Annotated in this window: 20 protein-coding genes and 1 other RNA gene; 14 read left to right on the top strand and 7 right to left on the bottom strand. The window is 64.1% G+C overall.

Features of this window, described 5'->3' with window-relative positions:
* Nucleotide 1: 1 nt before the first annotated feature.
* From cobW to cobJ, 6 genes are read left to right on the top strand one after another with little or no spacing between them, the layout of a single operon-like run.
* Complete coding sequence (cobW, locus tag CWB41_RS06640; protein ID WP_115835019.1) at nt 2-1,039, top strand: cobalamin biosynthesis protein CobW; 1,038 nt, start codon at nt 2-4, stop codon at nt 1,037-1,039.
* Between the two features lie 6 nt (nt 1,040-1,045).
* On the top strand, nt 1,046-4,375 hold the full coding sequence (gene cobN, locus CWB41_RS06635; RefSeq protein WP_115835020.1) for a cobaltochelatase subunit CobN: 3,330 nt from the start codon (nt 1,046-1,048) through the stop codon (nt 4,373-4,375).
* Nucleotides 4,372-5,622, top strand: a complete 1,251-nt coding sequence (gene cobG / locus CWB41_RS06630) for a precorrin-3B synthase (RefSeq protein WP_129396426.1) — start codon at nt 4,372-4,374, stop codon at nt 5,620-5,622. The genes cobN and cobG overlap by 4 nt, the downstream gene beginning before the upstream one ends.
* A complete protein-coding gene (locus tag CWB41_RS06625) occupies nt 5,619-6,245 on the top strand; it encodes a precorrin-8X methylmutase (RefSeq protein ID WP_115835022.1) in 627 nt (208 codons plus the stop codon). The genes cobG and CWB41_RS06625 overlap by 4 nt, the downstream gene beginning before the upstream one ends.
* Nucleotides 6,242-6,970 carry a precorrin-2 C(20)-methyltransferase gene (locus CWB41_RS06620; RefSeq protein ID WP_115835023.1) on the top strand — a complete coding sequence of 243 codons (729 nt, stop codon included), beginning with the start codon at nt 6,242-6,244 and terminating at the stop codon, nt 6,968-6,970. Before CWB41_RS06625 ends, CWB41_RS06620 begins: the two co-directional genes overlap by 4 nt.
* Complete coding sequence (gene cobJ, locus CWB41_RS06615) at nt 6,967-7,731, top strand: precorrin-3B C(17)-methyltransferase (RefSeq protein WP_115835024.1); 765 nt, start codon at nt 6,967-6,969, stop codon at nt 7,729-7,731. The genes CWB41_RS06620 and cobJ overlap by 4 nt, the downstream gene beginning before the upstream one ends.
* Here cobJ and CWB41_RS06610 read toward each other — a convergent pair.
* On the bottom strand, nt 7,713-8,489 hold the full coding sequence (locus CWB41_RS06610; RefSeq protein WP_245441074.1) for a cobalt-precorrin-6A reductase: 777 nt from the start codon (nt 8,487-8,489) through the stop codon (nt 7,713-7,715). The two genes, cobJ and CWB41_RS06610, sit on opposite strands and share 19 nt — an antisense overlap.
* Here CWB41_RS06610 and cbiE point away from each other — a divergent pair.
* Genes cbiE through CWB41_RS06590 form a run of 4 tightly spaced genes read left to right on the top strand, consistent with a single transcriptional unit; the run spans nt 8,488 to nt 12,171 of the window.
* Nucleotides 8,488-9,702 carry a precorrin-6y C5,15-methyltransferase (decarboxylating) subunit CbiE gene (cbiE, locus tag CWB41_RS06605; protein ID WP_115835025.1) on the top strand — a complete coding sequence of 405 codons (1,215 nt, stop codon included), beginning with the start codon at nt 8,488-8,490 and terminating at the stop codon, nt 9,700-9,702. The two genes, CWB41_RS06610 and cbiE, sit on opposite strands and share 2 nt — an antisense overlap.
* Nucleotides 9,681-10,079 carry a cobalamin biosynthesis protein gene (locus tag CWB41_RS06600; protein WP_115835477.1) on the top strand — a complete coding sequence of 133 codons (399 nt, stop codon included), beginning with the start codon at nt 9,681-9,683 and terminating at the stop codon, nt 10,077-10,079. The genes cbiE and CWB41_RS06600 overlap by 22 nt, the downstream gene beginning before the upstream one ends.
* Nucleotides 10,076-10,834: a precorrin-4 C(11)-methyltransferase gene (cobM, locus tag CWB41_RS06595; RefSeq protein WP_115835026.1), complete on the top strand. Its 759-nt coding sequence runs from the start codon at nt 10,076-10,078 to the stop codon at nt 10,832-10,834. The genes CWB41_RS06600 and cobM overlap by 4 nt, the downstream gene beginning before the upstream one ends.
* A 20-nt stretch (nt 10,835-10,854) precedes the next feature.
* Nucleotides 10,855-12,171: a cobyrinic acid a,c-diamide synthase CobB gene (locus CWB41_RS06590; RefSeq protein ID WP_115835027.1), complete on the top strand. Its 1,317-nt coding sequence runs from the start codon at nt 10,855-10,857 to the stop codon at nt 12,169-12,171.
* Here CWB41_RS06590 and cobD read toward each other — a convergent pair whose 3' ends face one another.
* Genes cobD through CWB41_RS06570 form a run of 4 tightly spaced genes read right to left on the bottom strand, consistent with a single transcriptional unit; the run spans nt 12,172 to nt 15,708 of the window.
* Nucleotides 12,172-13,197: a threonine-phosphate decarboxylase CobD gene (cobD, locus tag CWB41_RS06585; RefSeq protein ID WP_115835478.1), complete on the bottom strand. Its 1,026-nt coding sequence runs from the start codon at nt 13,195-13,197 to the stop codon at nt 12,172-12,174.
* Between the two features lie 40 nt (nt 13,198-13,237).
* Nucleotides 13,238-13,996 carry a precorrin-6A synthase (deacetylating) gene (gene cobF, locus CWB41_RS06580; RefSeq protein ID WP_115835028.1) on the bottom strand — a complete coding sequence of 253 codons (759 nt, stop codon included), beginning with the start codon at nt 13,994-13,996 and terminating at the stop codon, nt 13,238-13,240.
* Nucleotides 13,997-14,026: 30 nt separating this feature from the next.
* Entirely contained in the window at nt 14,027-14,932 is a 906-nt protein-coding gene (thyA, locus tag CWB41_RS06575; protein ID WP_115835029.1) for a thymidylate synthase, read from the bottom strand.
* Between the two features lie 2 nt (nt 14,933-14,934).
* Nucleotides 14,935-15,708: a CPBP family intramembrane glutamic endopeptidase gene (locus CWB41_RS06570; RefSeq protein WP_165204080.1), complete on the bottom strand. Its 774-nt coding sequence runs from the start codon at nt 15,706-15,708 to the stop codon at nt 14,935-14,937.
* 131 nt (nt 15,709-15,839) lie between these two features.
* Between CWB41_RS06570 and ssrA the strand changes: the two genes are divergently transcribed.
* The 4 genes from ssrA to CWB41_RS06550 all read left to right on the top strand — a co-directional run bounded on the left by ssrA (nt 15,840) and on the right by CWB41_RS06550 (nt 17,227).
* Nucleotides 15,840-16,194: a transfer-messenger RNA gene (gene ssrA, locus CWB41_RS06565) on the top strand.
* A gap of 22 nt (nt 16,195-16,216) precedes the next feature.
* Nucleotides 16,217-16,813, top strand: a complete 597-nt coding sequence (locus CWB41_RS06560) for an SspB family protein (RefSeq protein WP_115835031.1) — start codon at nt 16,217-16,219, stop codon at nt 16,811-16,813.
* Complete coding sequence (locus CWB41_RS06555; protein WP_115835032.1) at nt 16,810-17,001, top strand: DUF4169 family protein; 192 nt, start codon at nt 16,810-16,812, stop codon at nt 16,999-17,001. The genes CWB41_RS06560 and CWB41_RS06555 overlap by 4 nt, the downstream gene beginning before the upstream one ends.
* Nucleotides 16,994-17,227, top strand: a complete 234-nt coding sequence (locus tag CWB41_RS06550; RefSeq protein WP_115835033.1) for a ribbon-helix-helix domain-containing protein — start codon at nt 16,994-16,996, stop codon at nt 17,225-17,227. Before CWB41_RS06555 ends, CWB41_RS06550 begins: the two co-directional genes overlap by 8 nt.
* Here CWB41_RS06550 and CWB41_RS06545 read toward each other — a convergent pair.
* Together CWB41_RS06545 and CWB41_RS06540 are read right to left on the bottom strand one after the other, a co-directional pair.
* Nucleotides 17,221-20,856: an AsmA family protein gene (locus CWB41_RS06545; protein WP_165204077.1), complete on the bottom strand. Its 3,636-nt coding sequence runs from the start codon at nt 20,854-20,856 to the stop codon at nt 17,221-17,223. The two genes, CWB41_RS06550 and CWB41_RS06545, sit on opposite strands and share 7 nt — an antisense overlap.
* Nucleotides 20,857-20,959: 103 nt before the next feature.
* Entirely contained in the window at nt 20,960-21,652 is a 693-nt protein-coding gene (locus tag CWB41_RS06540) for an SDR family oxidoreductase (RefSeq protein WP_115835035.1), read from the bottom strand.
* Between the last annotated feature and the right edge of the window lie 4 nt (nt 21,653-21,656).

Genomic DNA, 21,656 nt, shown 5'->3' with positions numbered 1-21,656 from the left:
GATGGCGGCGCCTGACACGCATAAGATTCCAACAACGATCATCACCGGCTTCCTCGGCTCCGGCAAGACGACACTCATCCGCCATCTGCTCGAGCACGCGCAGGGCCGTCGTCTGGCCTTGATCATCAACGAATTCGGCGATGTCGGCGTCGACGGCGAGATTCTGCGAAGCTGCGGCGTCGCCTCGTGCCCGGAAGACAATATCATCGAGCTCGCCAATGGCTGTATCTGCTGCACGGTCGCCGACGATTTCGTGCCGGCCATCGAGGCCTTGCTGAGTCGCGGCGAAAAGCCCGACCACATCATCATCGAGACGTCGGGCCTCGCCTTGCCGAAGCCGCTGGTGAAAGCCTTCGATTGGCCGACGATCCGTTCGCGTCTCACCGTCGACGGCGTGGTCGCGGTGGTCGATGGCGCCGCGGTTCTTGCGGGGACATTTGCCGATGATCCCGATCTCGTCGCTGCGCAACGCGCCGCTGATCCGTCTCTCGATCACGACAATCCGCTGGAAGAAGTCTTCGAGGATCAGCTCCTTTGCGCCGATATGGTCGTCCTCAACAAGAGCGATCTGCTGTCGGCCGACGAGAAGATACAGGCGCGGGACCAGATTGCCGCGATCCTGCCGCCCGCCGTCAAGATTGTCGTGACGAGCGAGGGACGCATTGATCCCGAACTTCTGCTTGGTCTGGAAGCGGCCGCCGAAGACGCGATCGAAACGCGCAAGTCGCATCACGACGACGAGCCCGAGCACGATCACGACGAATTCGAAAGCTTCGTTCTCGATGTCGGGCCGCTGAGTGATCCGGACCAATTCATCCTCAGGCTGAGCTCGATTGCCGAGCAGCATGATGTGTTGCGGATGAAAGGATTTTTCGAGGTTGCCGGCAAGCCCATGCGGCTGCTGGTGCAGGGCGTCGGGCGCCGATTTCGCCAGAATTTCGACAGGCCCTGGCACAAGGACGAGCTGCGGCGCGGGCGGCTCGTGGTCATCGGCGAGGCGGGGCTCGATCGCGCGGCGATCGCCGCCGCCGTCGGCTGAGCGCCGATGCACCTTCTGCGTACGACGACGCGAACGATCGACGAGGCGCAGAGTGCTATCGATCTCGGCCAGACACCGGGCGCGGTCGTCTTTCTGTCCTTCTCCGACAGCGATCTCGGGCTGGCGGCCGCGGCGCTCGATCTGTGCGAAAGCACTGATGCGCGGCTCGCCTCGCTGGCGATGCTGCGGCATCCTTATTCGATCGATCTTTATATCGAGAAGGTCGCGGCCAATGCGCGCTTCGTGCTCGTCCGGCTACTCGGCGGCCTCGAATACTGGCGCTATGGCGCGCAGGAACTCGCAAGCGCGGCGCGGCGGCATAAGTTCGATCTCGCGCTTATTTCCGGCGACGGACAGCCCGATCCGCGGCTTGACGAATTATCGACCTTGCCTGTCGAAACGTTGCGCGCCGTCGCCCATACATTCGAGGCCGGCGGGATTGGCAATCTCGCCAATCTTTTTGCCTGGATCGACCGGAGACTCGAAGGCGAACAAAGCCCGTTGCCGGAGCCGCAAGCGACGCCGGTTTGCGGGCTCTTCGCCGCCGCGTGCCGCACCGGCGCAACCGAAGCGCCGCTTGCCTTCATCGTCTTCTATCGCGCCTATCTTCTTGCCGGGGATGTCGCGCCGATTCTGGCTGTTGCCGACGCCCTGGCGGCGCGCAGCCTGCGCGTGCTCGCAGCTTATGTGCCGAGCCTCAAGGATGAGGATGCGGCGGCCTGGCTCGCTGCGGTTCTCGCCGAGGAGAAGCCCGACATCATCCTGAATTCGACCGCCTTCGCCGCGCGGATGGACCGCACGCAAAGCCCGCTGGAGGCCGCCGACGCGCCAATCCTGCAAATGATCCATGCCAGCGCCTCGCGCGCGTCGTGGATGGAAGATATGCGCGGGCTCGGCGCGGCCGATCTGGCGATGAATGTCGTCCTGCCGGAACTCGACGGCCGCATCATCGCCCGCACGATTTCCTTCAAGGAAGAGACCCAACGCAGCGAAAAGCTGCAATTCACGCGCGTCACGCACCAGCCCGACATAGAACGGATCGATTTCGTCGCCGACCTGGCTCTGGCCTGGGCACGGCTGCGGCGGATGCCGCGCGGAGAGAGGCGGCTTGCCTGTATCCTCTCCGATTACCCGGTCAAAGCCGGTCGCGCCGCCTATGCCGTCGGCCTCGATACGCCGGCGAGCCTTGCGGAAATCGCGATGCGTCTCAAGGCGGCGGGATACGATATCGAGACGATCGAAGACAGCGATGCCTTCATCCGCGCTCTCGCCGAAGCACCGCCGCAGGAAGCCTTATCGCTCGAAGATTATCAGGACGCATTCGCGGTTTTGCCCGAGACCTTGCGCGCCACGATCATCGCGGCCTGGGGCCCGCCGGAAATGGATTCGCATGTCAGTCAGGGGGCCTTTCGATTTCGCGCCCTGCGTCGCGGCAAGATGATCGTCGCAATCCAGCCGGATCGTGGCGGCGTAGCGCATCGGAAGGCGGATTATCATGACGCGCGTTTGCCACCGTCGCATTTCTATGTCGCTTTTTACCTGTGGCTCCGCCACGCGGAACATATCGACGCGATGATCCAGCTCGGTACGCATGGCACGCTTGAATGGCTGCCGGGCAAGGCGACGGCGCTCTCCGAAGCCTGTGCGCCGGAGGCATTGCTTGGGCCGACGCCGCTGATCTATCCGTTTATCGTCAATAATCCCGGTGAGGCTGCGCAGGCCAAGCGGCGCGCCGGGGCGGTGATCGTCGGCCATCTGACGCCGCCCCTCGGCCGGGCCGGGCGCGTCGGCGATCTTGCCGAGTTCGAGGCTTTGTTCGACGAATACGCTTCGGCGCAACAGATGGACCCGAAACGCGCCGCGCTGCTTGCCGAGACGATCCTCGCACGTGCGACGGAGACCGGGCTGGCGGCCGAAGGCGGCGTTGCTCTGGATGCACCGCAGGAGGAAGTCCTCGCCAGGCTCGATGCCTGGCTCTGTGACATCAAGGATATGCGGATCGCCGAAGGCCTGCACACATTCGGCCGTCCGCCAACGTCAGGCGAGCGCGTGCTGGCGGAGACGCAGGCCGACGCGGCGGCACTGAAACGGCTCGACGCCTGCGCCGAACGAGAAATCGCCGGCCTCATCGCCGCGCTCGACGGACGCTTTGTCGAACCGGGACCGTCCGGCGCGCCCGCACGGGGCCGGCTCGATGTCCTGCCGACGGGGCGCAATCTCGTCACCATTGATCCGCGCATGGTGCCGACGCGGACGGCCTTCGAGATCGGCAAGCGGGCGGCGTCGGCCGTCATCGCGCGCCACATCCAGGATCACGGCGATTGGCCGCGCCAGCTGGTAATCGATTTATGGGGTTCGGCCTCCATGCGCACAGGCGGCGAAGAGCTTGCGCAGGTTTTTGCCTATCTTGGCGCCGTGCCCGTCTGGAACGAGGCCTCCGGGCGGGTCACGGGCTTCACCATCTTGCCGCCGGCGGCGCTCGACCGGCCACGCGTCGACGTGACCTTGCGCCTTTCCGGGCTTTTCCGCGACGTATTCCCGGCGCAGATTGCCTTGATGGAGCAATTGATCGCGGCGGTCGCTGCCGAAGACGAAGCCATAGAAGACAATCCGCTCGCCGCCGCCCGCGCCGCAGGCCAAGACACGCTGCGCATCTTCGGGCCCGCTTCCGGCACCTATGGCGTCTCGCTTGGGCGGATGCTGGCGGAAGATGCCACGGTATCTGAAAACGATCTTGCTGCCGCCTATCTCGCGGAGAGCGGCCATGCCCTGGGGCGCGATGAATACGCGGCCACGGACCTGTTCCGCATACGCGTCGCCGGCGCAGACGCTTTCGTTCACGTCCAGGATTTGCCGGGCCAGGACGCGCTCGATTCGAGTACGTTCTTCGAGCACGAGGGCGGCTTCGCCGCGGCGACAAAATATCTCGGCGGCAAAGCAAGTCTCTATCATCTCGATACCACGCGGCCGGATGTACCCATCGCACGCGCACTCAGCGAAGAAATCGCGCGGGCAATCCGTGGCCGCGTCGCCAACCCGAAATGGCTCGCGGGCCAGATGCGGCATGGCTATAGAGGCGCAGCCGAAATCGCCGAGGCGGTCGATAATCTCTACGGTTTCGCGGTGACGAGCGGCACCGTGACGCCGCGCCAATTCGAACTCGTTTTCGATGCCACGCTCGGCGATGACGACGTCTTCGCGTTCTTGATGCGTGCCAATCCGGAAGCCGGGCGGGCCGTTGCGCAGCGATTCGACCAAGCGATGCGGCGCGGGCTTTGGGCCTGCCGGCGCAATTCGGTCGCCATGCGCCTCGCGAGCATATTGGAGAGCGCATGAGGGCGGCGCTGCGTAAGGGCTGGTGCCCCAGCGTGCTGCGGCCGATGGCCAGCGGCGACGGGCTTATCGTGCGCGTGAACCTGAACAATGGCCGCCTTTCGCCGGTGCTGGCGCGCGCGCTGGCCCGATGCGCGCACCGCTTTGGCAACGGTCTATTCGATCTGTCCGCGCGCGCGAATTTGCAGTTGCGCGGCATCGGCGATGCGACGCTGTCGCCTCTCCAGAGCGAGCTGTGCGACCTGGGGCTTTCCGAGACGGAGGAAGCGCCATCCACCGCCCGCAATATATCAGCCAGCCCGCTCGCTGGAATCGATCCGCAAGCGATCCTCGATATCGGCCCTTGCGTCGAGTTGCTGCGGGATCGGCTGACGCGCGAAACGATATTGCATGCGCTGCCCGCAAAGTTCGGCTTCATCGTCGATGACGGCGGCGCGCTCTCGCTTGCGAGCGAGAAGACTGACGTCAGTTTCCTTGCCCGGCGGCGCGGCGGCGTTCCCCACTTTTTGATCTCCCTCGCGGGCCGCGCAGCAGGCGAATGCGCGATTGATGACCTCGCAGACGCCGGTCTTCGCATCGCCCTCGCCTTCTTGGAATTGCGAGATGCCCCCACGGAACGAATGGCCGGGCTCGTACGCCGCATCGGCGTCGCCGCGATTGCAGGAGAAGCTGGTCTGGCCCCGACGACAGAAACGCCTGTCCATGATCGCCCGCCGACCGCGATCGGCGCTTATCGTGTCGGGGGGCACCATGTTCTCGGACTTGGCGTTCCCTTCGGGCGTCTCGATGCGGCGATGCTTGAAAGGCTCGCCGATATTGCGGAAGCGAGTAGCGGCGAATTGCGTCTGACACCCTGGCGCGCAATTCTTGTCGTCGCCGTCACGCCGCCCGACGCCGCCAGCCTTGCGGACATCGCGCTGATCTTCTCCGAAGACGATCCTTTGCGCGCCGTCGCTGCGTGTCCGGGCGCGCCGGATTGCGCCAATGCTACCACATCGACACATGAGGACGCGCGCCGGCTTGCGCCGTTTGCCCGTCGCTTGCGCGCGCGAGGCATTTTCGTGCATGTCTCCGGCTGCGCCAAGGGCTGCGCCCATCCGCGGAAGGCGCCCGTCACTTTCATCGGACGTGACGGGTGCTACGATCTGGTGCTGGACGGGACAACTGCCGATAAGCCCATTGCCGCGGGCCTTAGCGGCGCGCAATTGAATCTTGCTTTGCAGCAGCTTGTCGCGAAGATTGACGCATGACTTATTCCTATATTCGCGACGGCGCCGAAATCTATCGGCGCTCCTTCGCCATTATCCGGGCCGAAGCCAACCTCGGCCGTTTCAGCCCCGAGCAAGAACCCGTCGCGGTGCGCGTCATCCATGCCAGCGGACAGGTAGATGCGGCGGCCGACCTCCTGTTCTCGCCGGATTTCGTCGGCGCCGCGCGCCGCGCGCTCGAATCCGGCGCTCCAATTCTCTGTGATGCGAAAATGATCGCCGGCGGTATCACCCGCGCCCGGCTCCCGGCTAATAACGAAGTGATCTGCACCCTCGCCGATCCTGCTGTGCCCGGTCTGGCCGCCGAGATCGGCAATACGCGCTCCGCCGCGGCGCTCGGTCTTTGGAAAGAGCACATCGCCGGCGCTGTCGTCGCCATCGGCAACGCGCCGACGGCCTTGTTCCACCTGCTCGAACTTTTTGACGCGGGCTGGCCTTTGCCGGCGGCGATCATCGGCATGCCGGTCGGTTTTGTTGGCGCCGCCGAGTCGAAGGAGGCTTTGATTGCTTTCGGCCGCATACCGTTTCTTGTTGCGCGCGGGCGCCGTGGCGGCAGCGCCATGACCGTCGCCGCGATCAATGCGCTCGCGAGCACCAAAGAATGAGCGCCGGCAGGCTCATCGGCGTCGGACTGGGACCGGGCGACCCGGAGCTTTTGACCGTGAAGGCGGTGAAGGCGATCAAATCGGCGCCGGTCGTCGCCTTCTTCGCGAAAGCAGGCCATCGCGGCAATGCGCGCGAAATCGCCGATTGCTGGCTCACACGTGAACAGAAGGAAGTGCCGCTCTATTACCCGATGACAACCGAGACGCGCTTCGACACTCCCGTCTATGTCGAAACGCTACGTGTCTTCTACGAGGAATCCTGTGCGGTGCTTGCAGCGCATCTCGAAGCCGGGCGCGATATCGCTTTGCTTGCGGAGGGCGATCCGCTTTTTTACGGCTCCTTCATGCACATCTACGTCCGGCTGCGCGAAAAATTCGAGAGCACTATCATCCCTGGCGTGCCGGGCATGGCCGGCTGCTGGGGCGCCGCGGAGACGCCGATGACCTGGGGCGACGACGTTCTCGTCGTTTTGCCGGCGACGCTTTCGGAGGATGACATCGTTGCGCGCCTCGCCCATTGCGACGCCGCGGTCATCATGAAGCTCGGCGCCAATCTGCCGAAGGCGCGCAAGGCAGTCACCCGTGCGGGCCGAGTGGCGCAGGCTCTGTACGTCGAGCGCGGGACCATGAGCGGCGAGAAAATCCTGAAGCTCGCCGAGAAAACCGACGATGCCGCGCCATATTTCTCAATGATCCTGATTCCGGGTCACGGCAGGCGGCCATGAGCGCGGGTAGCCTCGCCATCGTCGGTCTTGGTCCAGGTCCGCATGAGTTGATGACCTTCGAGGCCGACGCCGCCATCCGCAGCGCGAGCGATCTTGTCGGCTATGGTCCTTACCTTGACCGGTTGCCGGCGTTGCCCGAGCAAAAGCGACACGCAAGCGACAACCGCGTCGAGATCGATCGCGCGCGCCAGGCGCTCGATCTTGCGCTCGGCGGCGCGCGCGTCGCGGTCGTATCGGGCGGCGACCCCGGCGTCTTCGCCATGGCCGCTGCGGTCTTCGAAGCGGTCGAAAGGGGCGACCCGCGCTGGCGCGATCTCGATATCGAGATTCATCCCGGCGTATCGGCGATGCTGGCCGTCGCCGCGCGTCTCGGCGCGCCGTTGGGGCATGATTTCGCGGTTATTTCCCTGTCCGATAATCTGAAGCCCTGGGACGCGATTGCGCGGCGGCTGACCGCCGCGGCGCAGGCTGATTTCGTCATGGCGCTCTATAATCCCGCCTCCAAGGCGCGGCCGCATCTGATCCACGATGTCTTCAAATTGCTGCGTGGCCTGAAAGCGCCCGAGACGATCGTGGCTTTCGCCCGCGCCGTGAATCGGCCGGACGAGAGGATCGAATTGACGACGCTTGGAGCGGCCGACCCATCCGTCGCCGATATGAGCACGCTGGTCCTCATCGGCTCCAGCGCGACACGCAGGGTGACGCGCGGCAATGGCGGTTTCTGGGTCTATTCGCCGCGCAGCTACGGCGATATGCGATGAGAATGGCGTTCCAGAAATTGCAGAACGGCGTCGAGCGTTTCGAATGTCAGAGTATCGACGCCGTACGGGCGGCCGATCATGAACACTTCGATGCCGAGCGCCCGCGCGGCGTCGAGCTTGGCGCGCGTCGCCTCGCCGCCGCTGTTCTTGGTAACGAGAATTTCGATTCCCGCCTCGCGCATGAGCTTGACTTCGTCTTCCAGGCCGAAGGGTCCGCGCGCGAGCAGAAGCTTGTAATGCGGCAACGCGGGCGGCGGTTCCGGCGGGTCGATGGTGCGGATGAGATAATCGTGCTGCGGCGCGGCCACGAAGGCGCCGAGTTGCAAACGGCCGATCGTCAGGAACACCCGGCGCGGCGTCGCGCCAATGGACCGCGCGGCGCTTGCGGCGTCCGGAAATTCGCGCCAGCGATCGCCGGCACCGGGCGTCCAGGCGCGGCGGGTGAAAACCGCCAGCGGCGTCCCCGTTTCGCGCGCTGCAGCGGCGGCGTGAGCCGAGATCTGTTCGGCAAAGGGATGCGTGGCGTCGATCAGAACATCGATTTTTTCAGTACGCAAATAATTGGTAAGGCCGGCAACTCCGCCGAAGCCGCCAATCCGGTGGGAAATCTCCGGCAACAGCGGATTTTGCGTACGGCCCGCAAGCGACAGAATCGCGTCGTACCGTGCATCGCCGGCAAGGCGCGCCGCCAAAGCGCTCGCTTGCGTCGTGCCGCCCAAAATCAGAACACGCAGCATGGCTTTGACGGATGGCTCCATGAATAGTCCGTCGCCAAGGCGCTGGCTGACGATTATCGGCATCGGCGAAGATGGACTCGATGGTCTTTCTCCTGCCGCGAGACAGCTTCTATCGCAAGCGAATTTCATCGTCGGCGGCGCGCGTCATCTTGCGTTGCTCGGCCCAACGCAGGTCGAAACACTCGCATGGCCGTCCCCATTCGAGCGCGGCATCGCGGAAATTGTCGCGCGGCGCGGCAGGCCGGTCTGTGTGCTCGCATCGGGCGATCCATTTTATTATGGGGCTGGAGCGGTATTGGCCGAAAGCGTCAGCCCGGATGAGATGATTTGCCTGCCGGCGCCATCGTCCCTCAGCCTCGCCGCGGCGCGATTGGGCTGGCCCTTGCAAGACTGCGACGTTGTTTCTCTGCATGGGCGCACGTTCGAGAGGATCATTCCCCATTTGCGGCCGAAGGCGCGTCTTCTCGTTCTGTCCTGGGATTCGACCACGCCGGAGAAGCTCGCGCGTCTCCTCGTCGCCCGCGGGCTGGGCGCCTCGCGGCTCGTCGTGCTGGAGGCATTGGGCGGCCCGAATGAACGCGTTGGCGAGAGCACGGCCGAGACTTTCAAGCCGCGCGATATAGCGGACCTCAATCTCGTTGCGATTGAGATCGTGGCACCGCACGGCGCGACGTTTATCCCGTTGACGCCCGGCCTGCCGGATAGCTGGTTTGAATCCGACGGTCAGTTGACAAAGCGCGAAATCCGCGCCGTAACGTTGTCGTCTTTGGCACCATGGCCCGGCGCATGCCTTTGGGATATCGGCGCAGGATCGGGCTCGATCGCGATCGAATGGATGCTGGCGCATCCGCGCAATCGCGCCATTGCCGTCGAAGTGCGCGAGGATCGTGCCGCCCGCATCGCTCGCAACGCAGCGGCGCTCGGCGTGCCCGATCTGAAAATCGTGAGCGGAGATGCGCTTGCCGTCATGCAGAACCTTCTAGTCCCGGAAGCCATTTTTGTCGGTGGCGGCGGCGGCGAAGTGATCGACGCCGCCTGGTCGCACCTTCCAATTGGCCGCCGCTTCGTCGTCAACGCGGTGACGATCGAAACGCAATCGCTGCTCGCTGAACGGCACGCACAACATGGCGGCGATCTCGTTTCTCTCAGCATCGCGCATACGGACCCGGTCGGCAATTATCGTAGTTGGCACCCGGCAAGGCCGGTCGTGCAATGGGCAGTGACGAAATCATGATCGCTGTCGGCATCGGCTGCCGCCGCGGCGCCTCCGCGGACTCGATCGTCGAGATTGTGCGGCAGGCCTTGGCGCGTACCGATCACAAGAGTGAGGCGATCGAATTGTTCACCATCGACGACAAGCGTGACGAGGCCGGGCTTCTCGCCGCTGCCGCGGAACTTCGTCTGCCGCTCACATTCCTGTCGCGCGCGGCTCTGCAAGGCGTCGAGGATCGCATCGTGATGGCGTCGCGGCAGGCCAAAGCGGCATTCGATGTCGCATCGGTTTCGGAGGCAGCTTCGCTCGCCGGCGCGGGTCGCGACGCCGTGCTGGTCGTCGCGCGTATCGCCCGGCAAGATGTCACATGCGCAGTCGCGCGTGGGGATGGAAAATGACAGTCCATTTTGTCGGCGCCGGACCCGGCGCGCCCGATCTCATCACCGTTCGCGGGCGAGATATCATCGCGCGATGCAACGTTTGTCTTTATGCGGGTTCGCTCGTGCCGCGTGAGCTTCTCACCTATTGTCCACCGGGCGCGCGCATTATCGACACTGCGCCCTTGTCGCTCGAGGCGATCGTGGCGGAGTTCAAACGTGCAACTGATGCAGGTGAGGATGTCGTACGGCTTCATTCGGGCGATCTCAGCATCTGGAGTGCGATGGGCGAGCAAGTGCGGGAATTGGAGGCTCTGGGCATCCCCTATACGGTGACGCCCGGCGTGCCGAGCTTTGCCGCGGCGGCGGCGCTTTTGCGGCGCGAATTGACCTTGCCCGAAGTCGCGCAATCTCTGGTGCTGACGCGCACCGGCGGACGCGCTTCGTCCATGCCGCCGAAGGAAACCTTGGCCAATTTCGCGGCGACCGGAACGACCCTGGCAATTCATCTCTCGATCCATGCGCTCGAACGCGTCGTCGAGGAGCTTTTGCCGCATTATGGCGAAGCCTGTCCTGTGGCGATCGTCTATCGTGCGAGCTGGCCGGACGAGCAGATCATCGAGGGCGAGCTTGCAACGATCTGCAAGACCGCCGGTGAGGCGCGCCCGGAACGCACGGCGCTGATCTTCGTCGGCCCTGCCCTCGCAGCGAAGAATTTCCGCAACAGCGCGCTTTATGACATCGACTATCAGCGGCGTTTCCGGGGTGCTCGCTAAATGACGAGCCTGAGCTTGCCATGAGTGCGCGCGGATTCGTCATCGCGGCACCGCGATCCGGCAGCGGCAAGACAACGCTGACGCTTGGCCTGATGCGCGCGCTGCACCGGCGCGGCCTGGGGGTCTGCGGCCTGAAATGCGGCCCGGATTATATCGATCCCGCCTTCCATGCCGTCGCAACCGGCCGGCAGAGCTTCAACCTCGATTCCTGGGCGATGCCGCCGGATTTGATGCGCGTATTGGCGACGCAGGCGGCCGACGGAGCAGACCTTGCGATTTGCGAAGGCTTGATGGGCCTGTTTGACGGTGTGCCGGCCGCCGCGGGGCGCAGCGGTTCGACGGCGGATATTGCCGCGGCTTTTGGATGGCCGGTGCTCCTCGTGCTCGATGTGAGTGGCCAATCACAATCCGCCGGGGCGTTGGCTTTGGGCTGCGCCTCCTTCGATCCGCGCGTTCAAATCAGCGGTGTCGTTCTCAATCAGGTCGGCAGCGAGCGGCATCGCAATCTTGCGGCGCGCGCCGTGGAGGAGGCCGGATTGCACGTGCTCGGCGCATTGCCGCGCGCAGTGGAAATCGCTCTGCCGGAGCGCCATCTCGGGCTCGTCCAGGCGAGCGAAACCGTTGGTCTCGACGCGGCGCTCGAGAAGCTCGCCGATTTTGTCGAGGCGCATGTCGATCTCGACAAGATTCTCGCGATGGCCCAGCCATTCGCGACGGCGCGTCAAACTGATGGCATCACTTTCCCACCGCCCGGGCAGCGCATTGCCGTTGCACGCGATGCGGCCTTTTCGTTCATTTATCCGCATGTCGTTGCCGCTTGGCGGGCGGCGGGCGCGGAAATTTCGTTTTTCTCGCCGCTCGATGACGAGGCGCCGCCGGAAACCTGCGATGTCTGCTGGCTCCCCGGCGGCTACCCGGAGCTTCACGCCCGGCGTCTTGCACATGCAGCGAATTTTTTGTCCGGCGTTCGGCGCTTCGCCGCGACGCGGCCGGTGCATGGCGAATGCGGCGGCTATATGGTTTTAGGCCGTGCGCTCATCGACGCCGCCGGCGTAGAGCACGAAATGCTTGGCTTACTCGACCTCGCCACGTCTTTTGCCACACGGCGGCTGACGCTTGGCTATCGCGAGGCGCGCCTCGTTGAAGACAATGTTCTCGGCCCGGCCGGCACGGTGTTGCGCGGCCATGAATTTCATTATGCAACGATCTCCGGACCCGGCACCGATGCGCCGCTCGCCGAAGTCACGGACGCTTATGGTTCGGTTCCCAAGCCGAGCGGGAGCCGTCGCGGAAATGTCTCGGGAAGCTTCTTTCATCTGATCGCACCGGCGCCGTGATTAGGGCGAAGCGTGAAGCGCTTCCGCCAGACGCGCCCAATCCGTCTCGACGCCGGGGAGGCCAAAACGCAACCAGTCGCGCCGTTCGGGAAACGGTCTTGTTAAAATGCCAAAGCGGCCGAGCTTCTGAAACCAATGCGAAGCGCGCTCATGCCGCGCCAGGCGAAACAGGGGCGTGCCGCCGACGATACTGAAGCCGGCATCGATCAGCATCACGTCCAAATGCGCCGCCTGACGTTCCAGCCGTTCTACAGATTGCTCGAGCCAGGCCGTGTCGGCGAGCGCCGTCGCGCCAATTTCGATGGCCGGTCCCGACACGGCCCACGGGCCAAGCGCCGTGCGTAGCTTTTCGGTCAAATCCAGTCCGCCCACCGCAAAGCCGAGACGGAGCCCGGCGAGGCCGTAGGCTTTCCCGAATGAGCGGAGAACCAAAGCGCCGCGTCCGGGCAGAATCGGAACAAGGCTGGCGGCCGGGCGCAGCACATCCATGAAGGCTTCGTCGACGATCAACAGGCCGCCGCGACGTCCCAAGCGCGTCGCGATATCTGCGAGCGTCTGCGGGTCGACGACGCGCCCGTCCGGATTATTCGGGTTAACGACAATGGCGACGTCGATGCCGGTCTCGGTGAGGCTTTTGACGTCGTCGGTGACGATCACGTCCGCGCCGGCGGCGCGCCAGAGAGCCGGATATTCCTGATAGCCAAATCCCAAAATCGCGACACGCCGGGCCGAAAAAAGCTTCGGCAGATACTGAATCAGAGCCTGCGTTCCCGCGGCGGCGACAATGTGCTGCGCGTCCTTTGCGCCATAGGCTCCGGCAGCGGCGGACAGAAGCCGCGTCAGAGCAACAGCGTCGGGTAGCCGGGTCAAGACATCCGGTGAAATCACTGTGCCCGGATAAGGGTTCGGATTGATGCCGGTGGAGAGATCGAGCCAGGGCGTCGGCGCGTCCGGAAATTGCAAGCGCGCGGCGGCAAGAGCGCCGCCATGATAGACGGCGGGATCGACGAATTGGTCATCTATCAAGGCTGACGCCGCGGATTGCTTCACAAGAAATCTCGCATTTCTATTTTTCGATCTTACGGATCAAATAGCTGTCCATGATCCAGCCGTTGCGCTGGCGATGCTCGGCGCGTATCGCCGCGATTTCGTCCGCGACTTCGGAGAGGCGGCCGGAGACCAGAACTTCGCTATCTGTCCCGAGATAGGCACCCCAATAGATCTGAAAATCGCCCGCCAGCTTTTTGAAGGCCTGCTCACCGTCGAGCATGACGACCACGCTGTCCGCGTCCTCGAGATAGCCCCCGGCAAGCTTGCGGCCCGTGGTGATGAGAATCGACTCGCCGATGCGATTCAGCGGCACCCGGTGTCGTGCCGCCAAAGCCTGAATGGCGCTGATGCCCGGGATGACGTCGTATTCGAATGCGAATTCCGCCTTCGCATGAATATTTTCGATAATCCGCAATGTGCTGTCGTAGATCGACGGATCGCCCCAGACAAGGAAGCCGGCGCATTCGTCTTCGCCAAGCTCCTCGCGCAGGAGTCTCGCGTAATTCACCTCGATATCGGCATGCCATTCGGCGACATTGGCTTTGTAGTCGGAGAAATTCTCGGCCCGTTGCGGGACCGCCATTTCGACGAAGCGATAGACCTTCTCCTTGATAAATCGTGCGCAGACCCCGGTGCGCAAGTCCCGCAGCGCGGCCTTCTCGGCACCCTTGTCGGGAATGAAGAAAACATCGACCTTATTCAGCGCGTCGATCGCCTGGATCGTCAGATAATCCGGGTTGCCGGCGCCGATGCCGATGATAAGAACTCTACGCATTAACCGAGATTAGCCGATCCGCCGCTGTGTTCAAACGGCAACTTCCGCCTTGATGGCAGCGTGGGGATTATAGCCGTCAACCTCGAAATCCTCGATGCGATAGCCGTCGATGCTCTCAGGCTTTCGCAGAAGCCGCAATTTGGGCCATTGCCGGGGCTCACGCTGCAATTGGATGCGCGCTTGCTCCACATGGTTGAGATAGAGATGAACGTCGCCGCCAAACCATATGAACTCGTGTGGCGTCAGACCCGTCTGCTGCGCGATCATAAACAAGAGCGCCGCGCCAGCCGTCCAATTGAACGGGCAACCCAGAAGCAGGTCCCCGGAACGCTGAAACAAAAGGCAGCTTATCTTGCCATCCTGTGTACAAAAGAACTGATAGACCATGTGACAGGGCGGCAGCGACATCTGATCCAGTTCGCCGACGTTCCAGGCGTGGAACAGAAGACGGCGGCTCGTCGGATTCGATTTGATGGAGTTGATCAGCGTGGCGATTTGATCGTGCTCTTTTCCATCCGGCCCCAACCAGCGCCGCCATTGCTTGCCATAGACCGGGCCGAGGTCGCCCCAGCGAGACGCGAATGCGTCATCCTCCATAATTCTTCGCTCAAATTCACCCTGCGAAATCGGATCGCCTGACTGCTTGCGATAGCGATCGAGCGGCCAATCGGTCCAGATAGAGACATGATTCTTGAGAAGTGGCTGGATGTTCGTTTCTCCGGTGAGGAACCAGAGCATTTCCTTCACCGCGGTCTTCCAGTAGACGCGCTTGGTGGTGAGGATCGGAACCGTCCCGTCGGCCAGGTTAAAGCGAGTCATCGCACCGAAGATCGACAACGTCCCGACGCCGGTCCGGTCGATCCGCTTGTCGCCATGCTCCAGCACGTTCGAGAGTAGATCGAGATATTGATATTCGGGATGTCGGGGATAGGGCATGATTAGCTCCCGGAAAAGCCGGCGCTGAAAAAGGCGATGAGATTATTGACGGCATGAAACAGCATCGAGGTTCTGGTGCTGCCGGTGCGCTCGCGCAGCGCGGCGAGAACGAGACCGAGCGGAAACACCGCCAGCGCATAAAGATGCGTCGATTCGTAATGCGCGAGCCCGAATAAAAGCGCCGAGATGACTATCGCCGGCCACATCCCCAGGCGAAATCTCAAGCTCGTGTAGATCCAGCCGCGGAAATAAGTTTCCTCCACAAGCGGCGCGCCGACGACCGCGAGGATGAGCAGCAGGCCGGCGCTCAGATGATCGCGCGGGATGAGCAGCCAGCTATTCGATTTCGGATAGAAATAGCCGAGCGCCGCGCTGGAGGCGAAACCATAGATGAGCCCGAAGGCGGCGATGCCCCACAGCACCTGGTCGCGCCACGGCCACGCCGGCGGCTGCCACGCTACGAGGCTGCGCCAATCCGCGCCGCCGCGCCAGCGTGCGATGAGGAGTAGCGCCACCAGCGCCACGGCATAGACGAACAGACCAAGCCCAAGCCGGGCGGCATTGAATTCGTCGCCGGTTTGCAGCGCCGCAAGGACGCCGCCGAGGCCAGCGCGGGCGCCCTCCCAGCCATGCAGCACCGCCGCGACCAGAAAGGCGGCCCCGCCCGTTGCCGCCATGAGGATGGCTGTCAGGACGATTGCCGCGACAAGGCTGAGGCAGAGGCCGATCAGGCCATAAGGCGCGTGCGGCTGGCCTGCCCCCCGTCCGGCGTCCATTTTGGTGTCCATCGGCCCCAGCGTGTGTGTTGTAAAGCCCTCCCGGGCATTGCATTCCCGGCGCGTGCGCGAAAGTCGCGATGGCGCCGCATCCCCAGTTTGTGCGGCCGTCCACACGGCACCCGCAACCAGGACTTTCTAATTTACCTGCCTTTGCCTATATTTGGGCCGCTGCCTCGCGCAGCTATGGCGATAAACGGCATCGCAATAAGCTCTTCGGACCCGGGGGCGGTACCCGGCGCCTCCACCAAAGTCCACCGCGAGCGGCGGATTTCGGCGGGGGCGAAATAGGTTCGACGGGGAGTGTAAAGGGTGTTCTTTTGCTCGGCATGGTTCCACCGTCATCGGGCTAAACCTATAGTTGCCAACGACAACTATGCTCCGGTGGCTGTTGCCGCGTAATGCGGTAATGGTACCGATTAAAAGCCCTTGGGGTTAGCACCTTAAGGCGGGGTTCGGAGGCACCTGGCAACAGAAGCCTCCACTTTCCCGGGGCAGGGACATTGGAATGGCGACTGATCTCATCCGTTACGATCTGCTGGTGCAGGACGCCCTGCGCTCCGTTTTGCGCAAGGTGCTGGTCGAGACGGCGCGCGACGGGCTGCCCGGCAACCACCATTTCGTCATCGCCTTCCGCACCGATGCACCGGGCGTGCGGCTCTCGCCCAGGCTGCGCAAGGAATTCCCGAACGAAATGACCATCGTGCTCCAGCATCAGTTCTGGAACCTCACGGTCACCGAACAGGGCTTTGAAGTCGGGCTTTCATTTCACGGCAATCCGGAAATCCTGTCGATTCCCTTCGACGCCGTCACCGGCTTCTTCGACCCTTCGGTGGAATTCGGCCTGAAATTCGAGAGCGTGTCCGACGCGCCAGAGTCCGAGCCCGCTGCAGCCCCACCCGCGACGGCGTCACAGCCCCGCGCCGTACCCCCCGAGAAAACCAAGCCGCGGGGCAGTGGCAGCGAACCTGCGGAGATCAGCCCCAAGCCGGCACCGGCCGCGAAGGCCGCCCTGAGCAAGGCTGCGGCAAAGCCGGACGCGGATGAGGTCAAGCCGGAGGAACCGACGAAAGTCGTCTCCATCGATGCCTTCCGCAAGAAATGAGCGAAATCGTCAATCTGCGCCAGGCGCGCAAGGCCAAGGCCCGCGCCGCGGCGGCGGACAAGGCGGCGGAGAATCGCCTGCGTTTCGGCGCAAGCAAGGCTGAGCGCACGGTCGAGACCGGCAATCGCGAGATCGCGCGCCGCCGTCTTGATGGCCATCGCCGCACGCCGGATTCAGGCGATGCCTGAACCGGGCGGCAGCGCCATCGCCAAACATTCGCTCACGATCGCCGGCCACCGCACCAGTATTTCGCTCGAAAGCGCCTTCTGGGACGCCTTGCGCGACATCGCCCACACGCGCCGTCTCTCGCTGGCGGCATTGATCGGCGAGATCGATGCCGGGCGCGGCACGGCGAATCTGTCATCGGCTATCCGCGTCTATGTCCTGACGCAGCTTCGCGCTTTGGCTCAATAACGGCCCGCCGCGCTGGGATCAGCCGGTGCCGGTTGTGATTGCGGAGGCGGTGGCGAGGCCTGCTGCGGCACGGGGCTGATCGGCAGCGGCTTTTGCGTCGGCTCTTCCGTTTTATTCGGCGCTTCGCTCTTTTCTTGCGTCTTTTCCTGCGCCTTCTGCTGCTCGATCGTCAGCAATTGGCGCAAGCGATCGAGGCTCCCCTGCCGTTCCCGCGCCCGCGCCGCCGCGCGTTCGACATCCGCGCTCGCCTGCTGGCGATCCGCCTCGTGCCGCCGCAGGGACTGCAGCCGGTTCAATGCGACGGCATGTTCGTGCACATCGAATTCCTGTGCCTCGATCCGCGCCGTCTCGCGCGCAATCGCTCGCGCCGCAAGCGCGTTGACAAAGCTCGTCGCATCGAGATTGCGCACCGGCGCCCTAACCGGGCCCGTCCATTCGACACCCACTTGCGGCGGCGCACCGTTCCAGTTCAGCGGCAACGCGATGAGCGTCAGAACGCTGCTTTGATCGAGCCGCAATGTCTTCAGATCGAGCGAGGCCTGCGTATCCTGCGTCACGCCGTTGGTGCCGGCCGCCGGCGTCGCGCCTTTGCCGGTGAGCCGCAACACGCCCGCCGCAAGGCCGGCATCAAAATTCGCGGTCGCAACCTCAAGTGCGTGCTGGTCGAGCGCATCCGAGAGAGCGCGATCGATCTCCGTCTCGTCGAGGCTGAGCCGGTCCTCCTCGACATCGCTGAAGACGCGGGCGAGCGCGCCCGGATCGCTGCGCAGAAGCAGAAGCTCGGTGGCGGTGAACGAACCGGCGCCGGCAAGGCCGGCAATGAGCGTGTCGGCGCTCTGGCCCGTTCCCGCAAGATCGAATTTGCCCGAGACGAGGCCCTTCGCTGTCGGCAGATCGAGCGCATAATGATCAAGGCTCACATGCCCCTCGGCCGCGGCAATGGCACCGCTTCGCCGCAGCGTGAGATCGCCGAGAAGACGGCCACCGCCGAGTTTGGCGGAGAAATGATTGAGACCGAGCTGGCCCTCCGCAAGCGCGAGATCGAAATCCGCGTCGCGCGCGATGCCCACGCCCGCAAGGCCAAGAGCGCCGATATGCACGGCGACGAGCGCCGGCGGCAGTTTGATCGGTGTGGCGAAAGGCGCGGAGGACCAGACTTGTCCGGCCTTGACGGGACGCGGCGGCCCAAGCGCCAACTGCAGCACGCTGCCGAGCGACAACGCATCCGTCTGCAATGTGCCGGTGACGCCGCGATCGCCGCCATAGCTGAGCGAGCCCGCAATCTTGTTTCCGGCGCAGGAACCGCTGATCGCCCGCAACGCCAGACCATCGCCATCGGCCTGCACGGCGGCGCTTACATCGAGCGGCAGAATGATCGCAAGAGCCGGATCGGCAAGCCCCAGGGCGCGCAGCAACGCGGAAAGATCGGCACTCGCGATCTTCAGCGTGCCGGCCGCGCGCGGCGCCTTGACCGCCTCGGCAACATCACCGGTGAAATCGAGGTTTGCGCCGGCGACTGAAGCGGAGAAGCGGGTGTCGAGATGGTCGGGCGGTCCCTGCGCATTGGCGCTGATGACTGCTTCACCCAGCCGCTTGCCCGGCGCGGTCGCAAAGCCGAACTGGCGCAGCAAGGCGCGCCCGTCCGGCGCCTCGGCGTGCAGCGAAAGAACGATGTTCTTGCCCTGCTCCGGTTTGCCGCTGGCGAGAAACCGCGTCTCCCCCGCCGTGCCGGAGAGGCTCAGACCCGTCAAGCTCACCGCGTCTTTATCGACGCCGCCTTCAACGGCGAGGTCAAGATGAGCGGGCGAGAATTCCGCGCTATGCGCAGCGATGAAATTGGTCTCCGGGCTTGGCGCGAGGCGCGCGGCGAGCGCCGCGATTTCATCGACGCGGCTGGCGTCGAGCTGAAGCGCCAGATCGCCGCCTTGCGGGTTCCAGCGCCCGTTCGCCGTGACGTTCGCGCCATCGAAACCGCTGACATGCAGGCTTTTCAGCAAGGTCGCGCCCCCGGTCTTTGCGAGATCGAATTGAATCTGCCCGGTCTCGATCGCGCCCGCGCGAGAGCCCGCGAGCTTGACCGACTGCGCGTCGAAACGCAGGCCAAGATCCATGTCGCGCATCTGCTGCGCCACGGCCGATAGGTCTGGCAGGCTCGGCAGTTCCAGCCTTTGCGCCGAGAGATCAGCGAAGAGGCGTGCCGGCGTGGCGTCAATTTTCTTGGTATAGGCGAGCGTGCCGGTCAGCACCGAGCCGTTGACGTGCAAGGTGAGATCGCTGCCGACAGCGCCGACCTGCGAAACATTCGCCGCCCCATCGACGCCGAGGGATTGGAGCGGCCAATCGGGCAATGCAAGCTTCGGCAGATTCGCCGCAAGCCAGGCGTTGAGGCGCGGAAAATCATCAGTTCCGCCGGAAACATGGCCCTTGAAGGCGGGCGCGGCGCCGGTCTCGACCTGTCCATCGACGGCGATATGCGCGCCGACAAGATCGCCGGCCGAGAATTTGACCGCATCGCGCGATGGGCCCGACGCAGCGATTGCGCCCGTAACATCGCCGATCGCCTCGCCTCCCAGGATCAATGTGCCGGTGGAGAAATCGAGCCCGAGCGGCAGACCGAGAAGCAAAAGTTGCGGCGCCGCCGCGAGATCGGCGAAGGCGGAGAAAAGCCGCTGCGACGGCGCGGGCGCATCCTTGGCCGTGAGCAGCCTATCGAGGTCGAGCTGTTGCGCATGCAGTTTCAGGTGCGCAGCGGCGGACGCGCCGAGATCGAAGGTGGCGCTACCGTCGAGGTTCGCGGCGAGATCGTTGCCGATCTGAATTCCGAGACCCGAAAGCGCGGCCTGCCGTAACGCGGCGCTCAGCGTGCCGCTTGCCTGCCACGGCAGATCGAACGGACCGGTGCCGGTCAGATGCAAAGTGCCGTTGGCGCTCGGGAGCGCGAATTCGGCAGCATGTTGATCGAAGACGAGACTGCCGTCGAAATCGGCGCCCGGATGGCGCGGGTTTTCATCGAGGGTCGCTTTCACCGGCAGGCTCGCGCCCTGCCGCGTGCCGGTCGAGAAGCGGAAGACATTCGTCGCGCCAGCCATGTCGAAATGTCCGTCGCCGCGGAACGGGCCGGTCAGCGCATCGGCCTCGGCCGAGAGGGCGATGTTATCGAAACGATAGGCCCGGTTCACCGCGGGATCATCGATGGTAAGACTGCCGCCCGTCACCGAAATGCGCTCGAAGCGCATCTGGCCGGTGAAGCCATGCGTCGGCCGCCACAAGGGCAAAGCCTCGCTCTCCAGGCGCAGGCGCACTTGCGGATCGACAAACCGCGCCTCGACGAAATCGACCTCGCCCCGCATCAGCGCGGTGAAGGCGATCTCGAGATGCAGTTCGGCCGCCTTGACGTCGGTCCCCCGCGCCGGCACGGCCAGTTCGACATCCTCGAGCTGAAGATAGGGGGTCGGCAGGATCTTGAGATCGATGCCGCCGCGAATTTTGACCTCGGCGCCGGTGAGGTTCGAAAGCTGCGCCTCGACCAGATGACGCTCGGCATTCCAATCAATGAAATAAGGCACCGCCAGAGCGGCAGTTAAAACGATGATCAGAATGATGGCGAGAATGGTGAGGATTTCGCGCAAGTTCTTTCGCCTGGGCGCGCAGAGGGCCGCGCCAGCAGTCCCTAGAACCCCGCTGGCGCCCAGACAATAGAACTTTTGATGGCGTGTGCGTGACGCCTACCCCTCAAAGATAGGGGCCCGGCTCGCTCGAAAGCGCGGATTTGACCCGGCGGGAGGTTTCATCGGCCAGAACCTCCTCGCGCCCGCTCGCCACCGCCTCGAGGATCGCGGCGGCAACCTGTTCCGGCGAGACTTTCGGCGCATCCACCCCGGCTGCCATGTCCGTGTTGATCAGCCCGGCGTGGGCGCCGATCACGAGGGTCTTTTGTCCCTTTAACTCGTGCCGCAGGGCATTGGTCAGCGCCCAGGCGGCCGATTTCGAGGCGCAATAGGCGCCAAGCGACGGAAAGGTGATCCAGCTCAAGACCGAGAGCATGTTGACCAGCGCCCCGCCGCCATTCTTCGCGAGGATCGGCGCGAAGGCGTTGGCGATCCGCAACGGCCCGAAATAATTGGTCTCCATGACCGCGCGGGCGGCTTCGAGCGAGGCATCGTCGGCCAGCGTCCCAAAGGGTGCGACTCCGGCGTTGTTGATGACAAGATTCACATCGCCGAGTGCCGCTGCGGCGGCCGCGACATCGGCCGCGCTCGTCACATCGAGCTTGACCGGCGTGACCCCTGGATAGGTGATTTTCGCAGGATCGCGCGCCCCGGCGTAGACTTTCCGCGCCCCCTTGGCGCGCAATTGCTCGACCAAAACCTTTCCAAGACCGCGGTTGGCACCCGTGACCAGCGCGACTGACCCTTCGATATTCATCGGC

The sequence above is a fragment of the Methylovirgula ligni genome, from assembly GCF_004135935.1.
Taxonomy (GTDB): Bacteria; Pseudomonadota; Alphaproteobacteria; order Rhizobiales; family Beijerinckiaceae; genus Methylovirgula; species Methylovirgula ligni.
The sequence above is the reverse complement of the archived record's forward strand: the minus strand, read 5'-3'. Positions and strand labels throughout refer to the sequence as shown.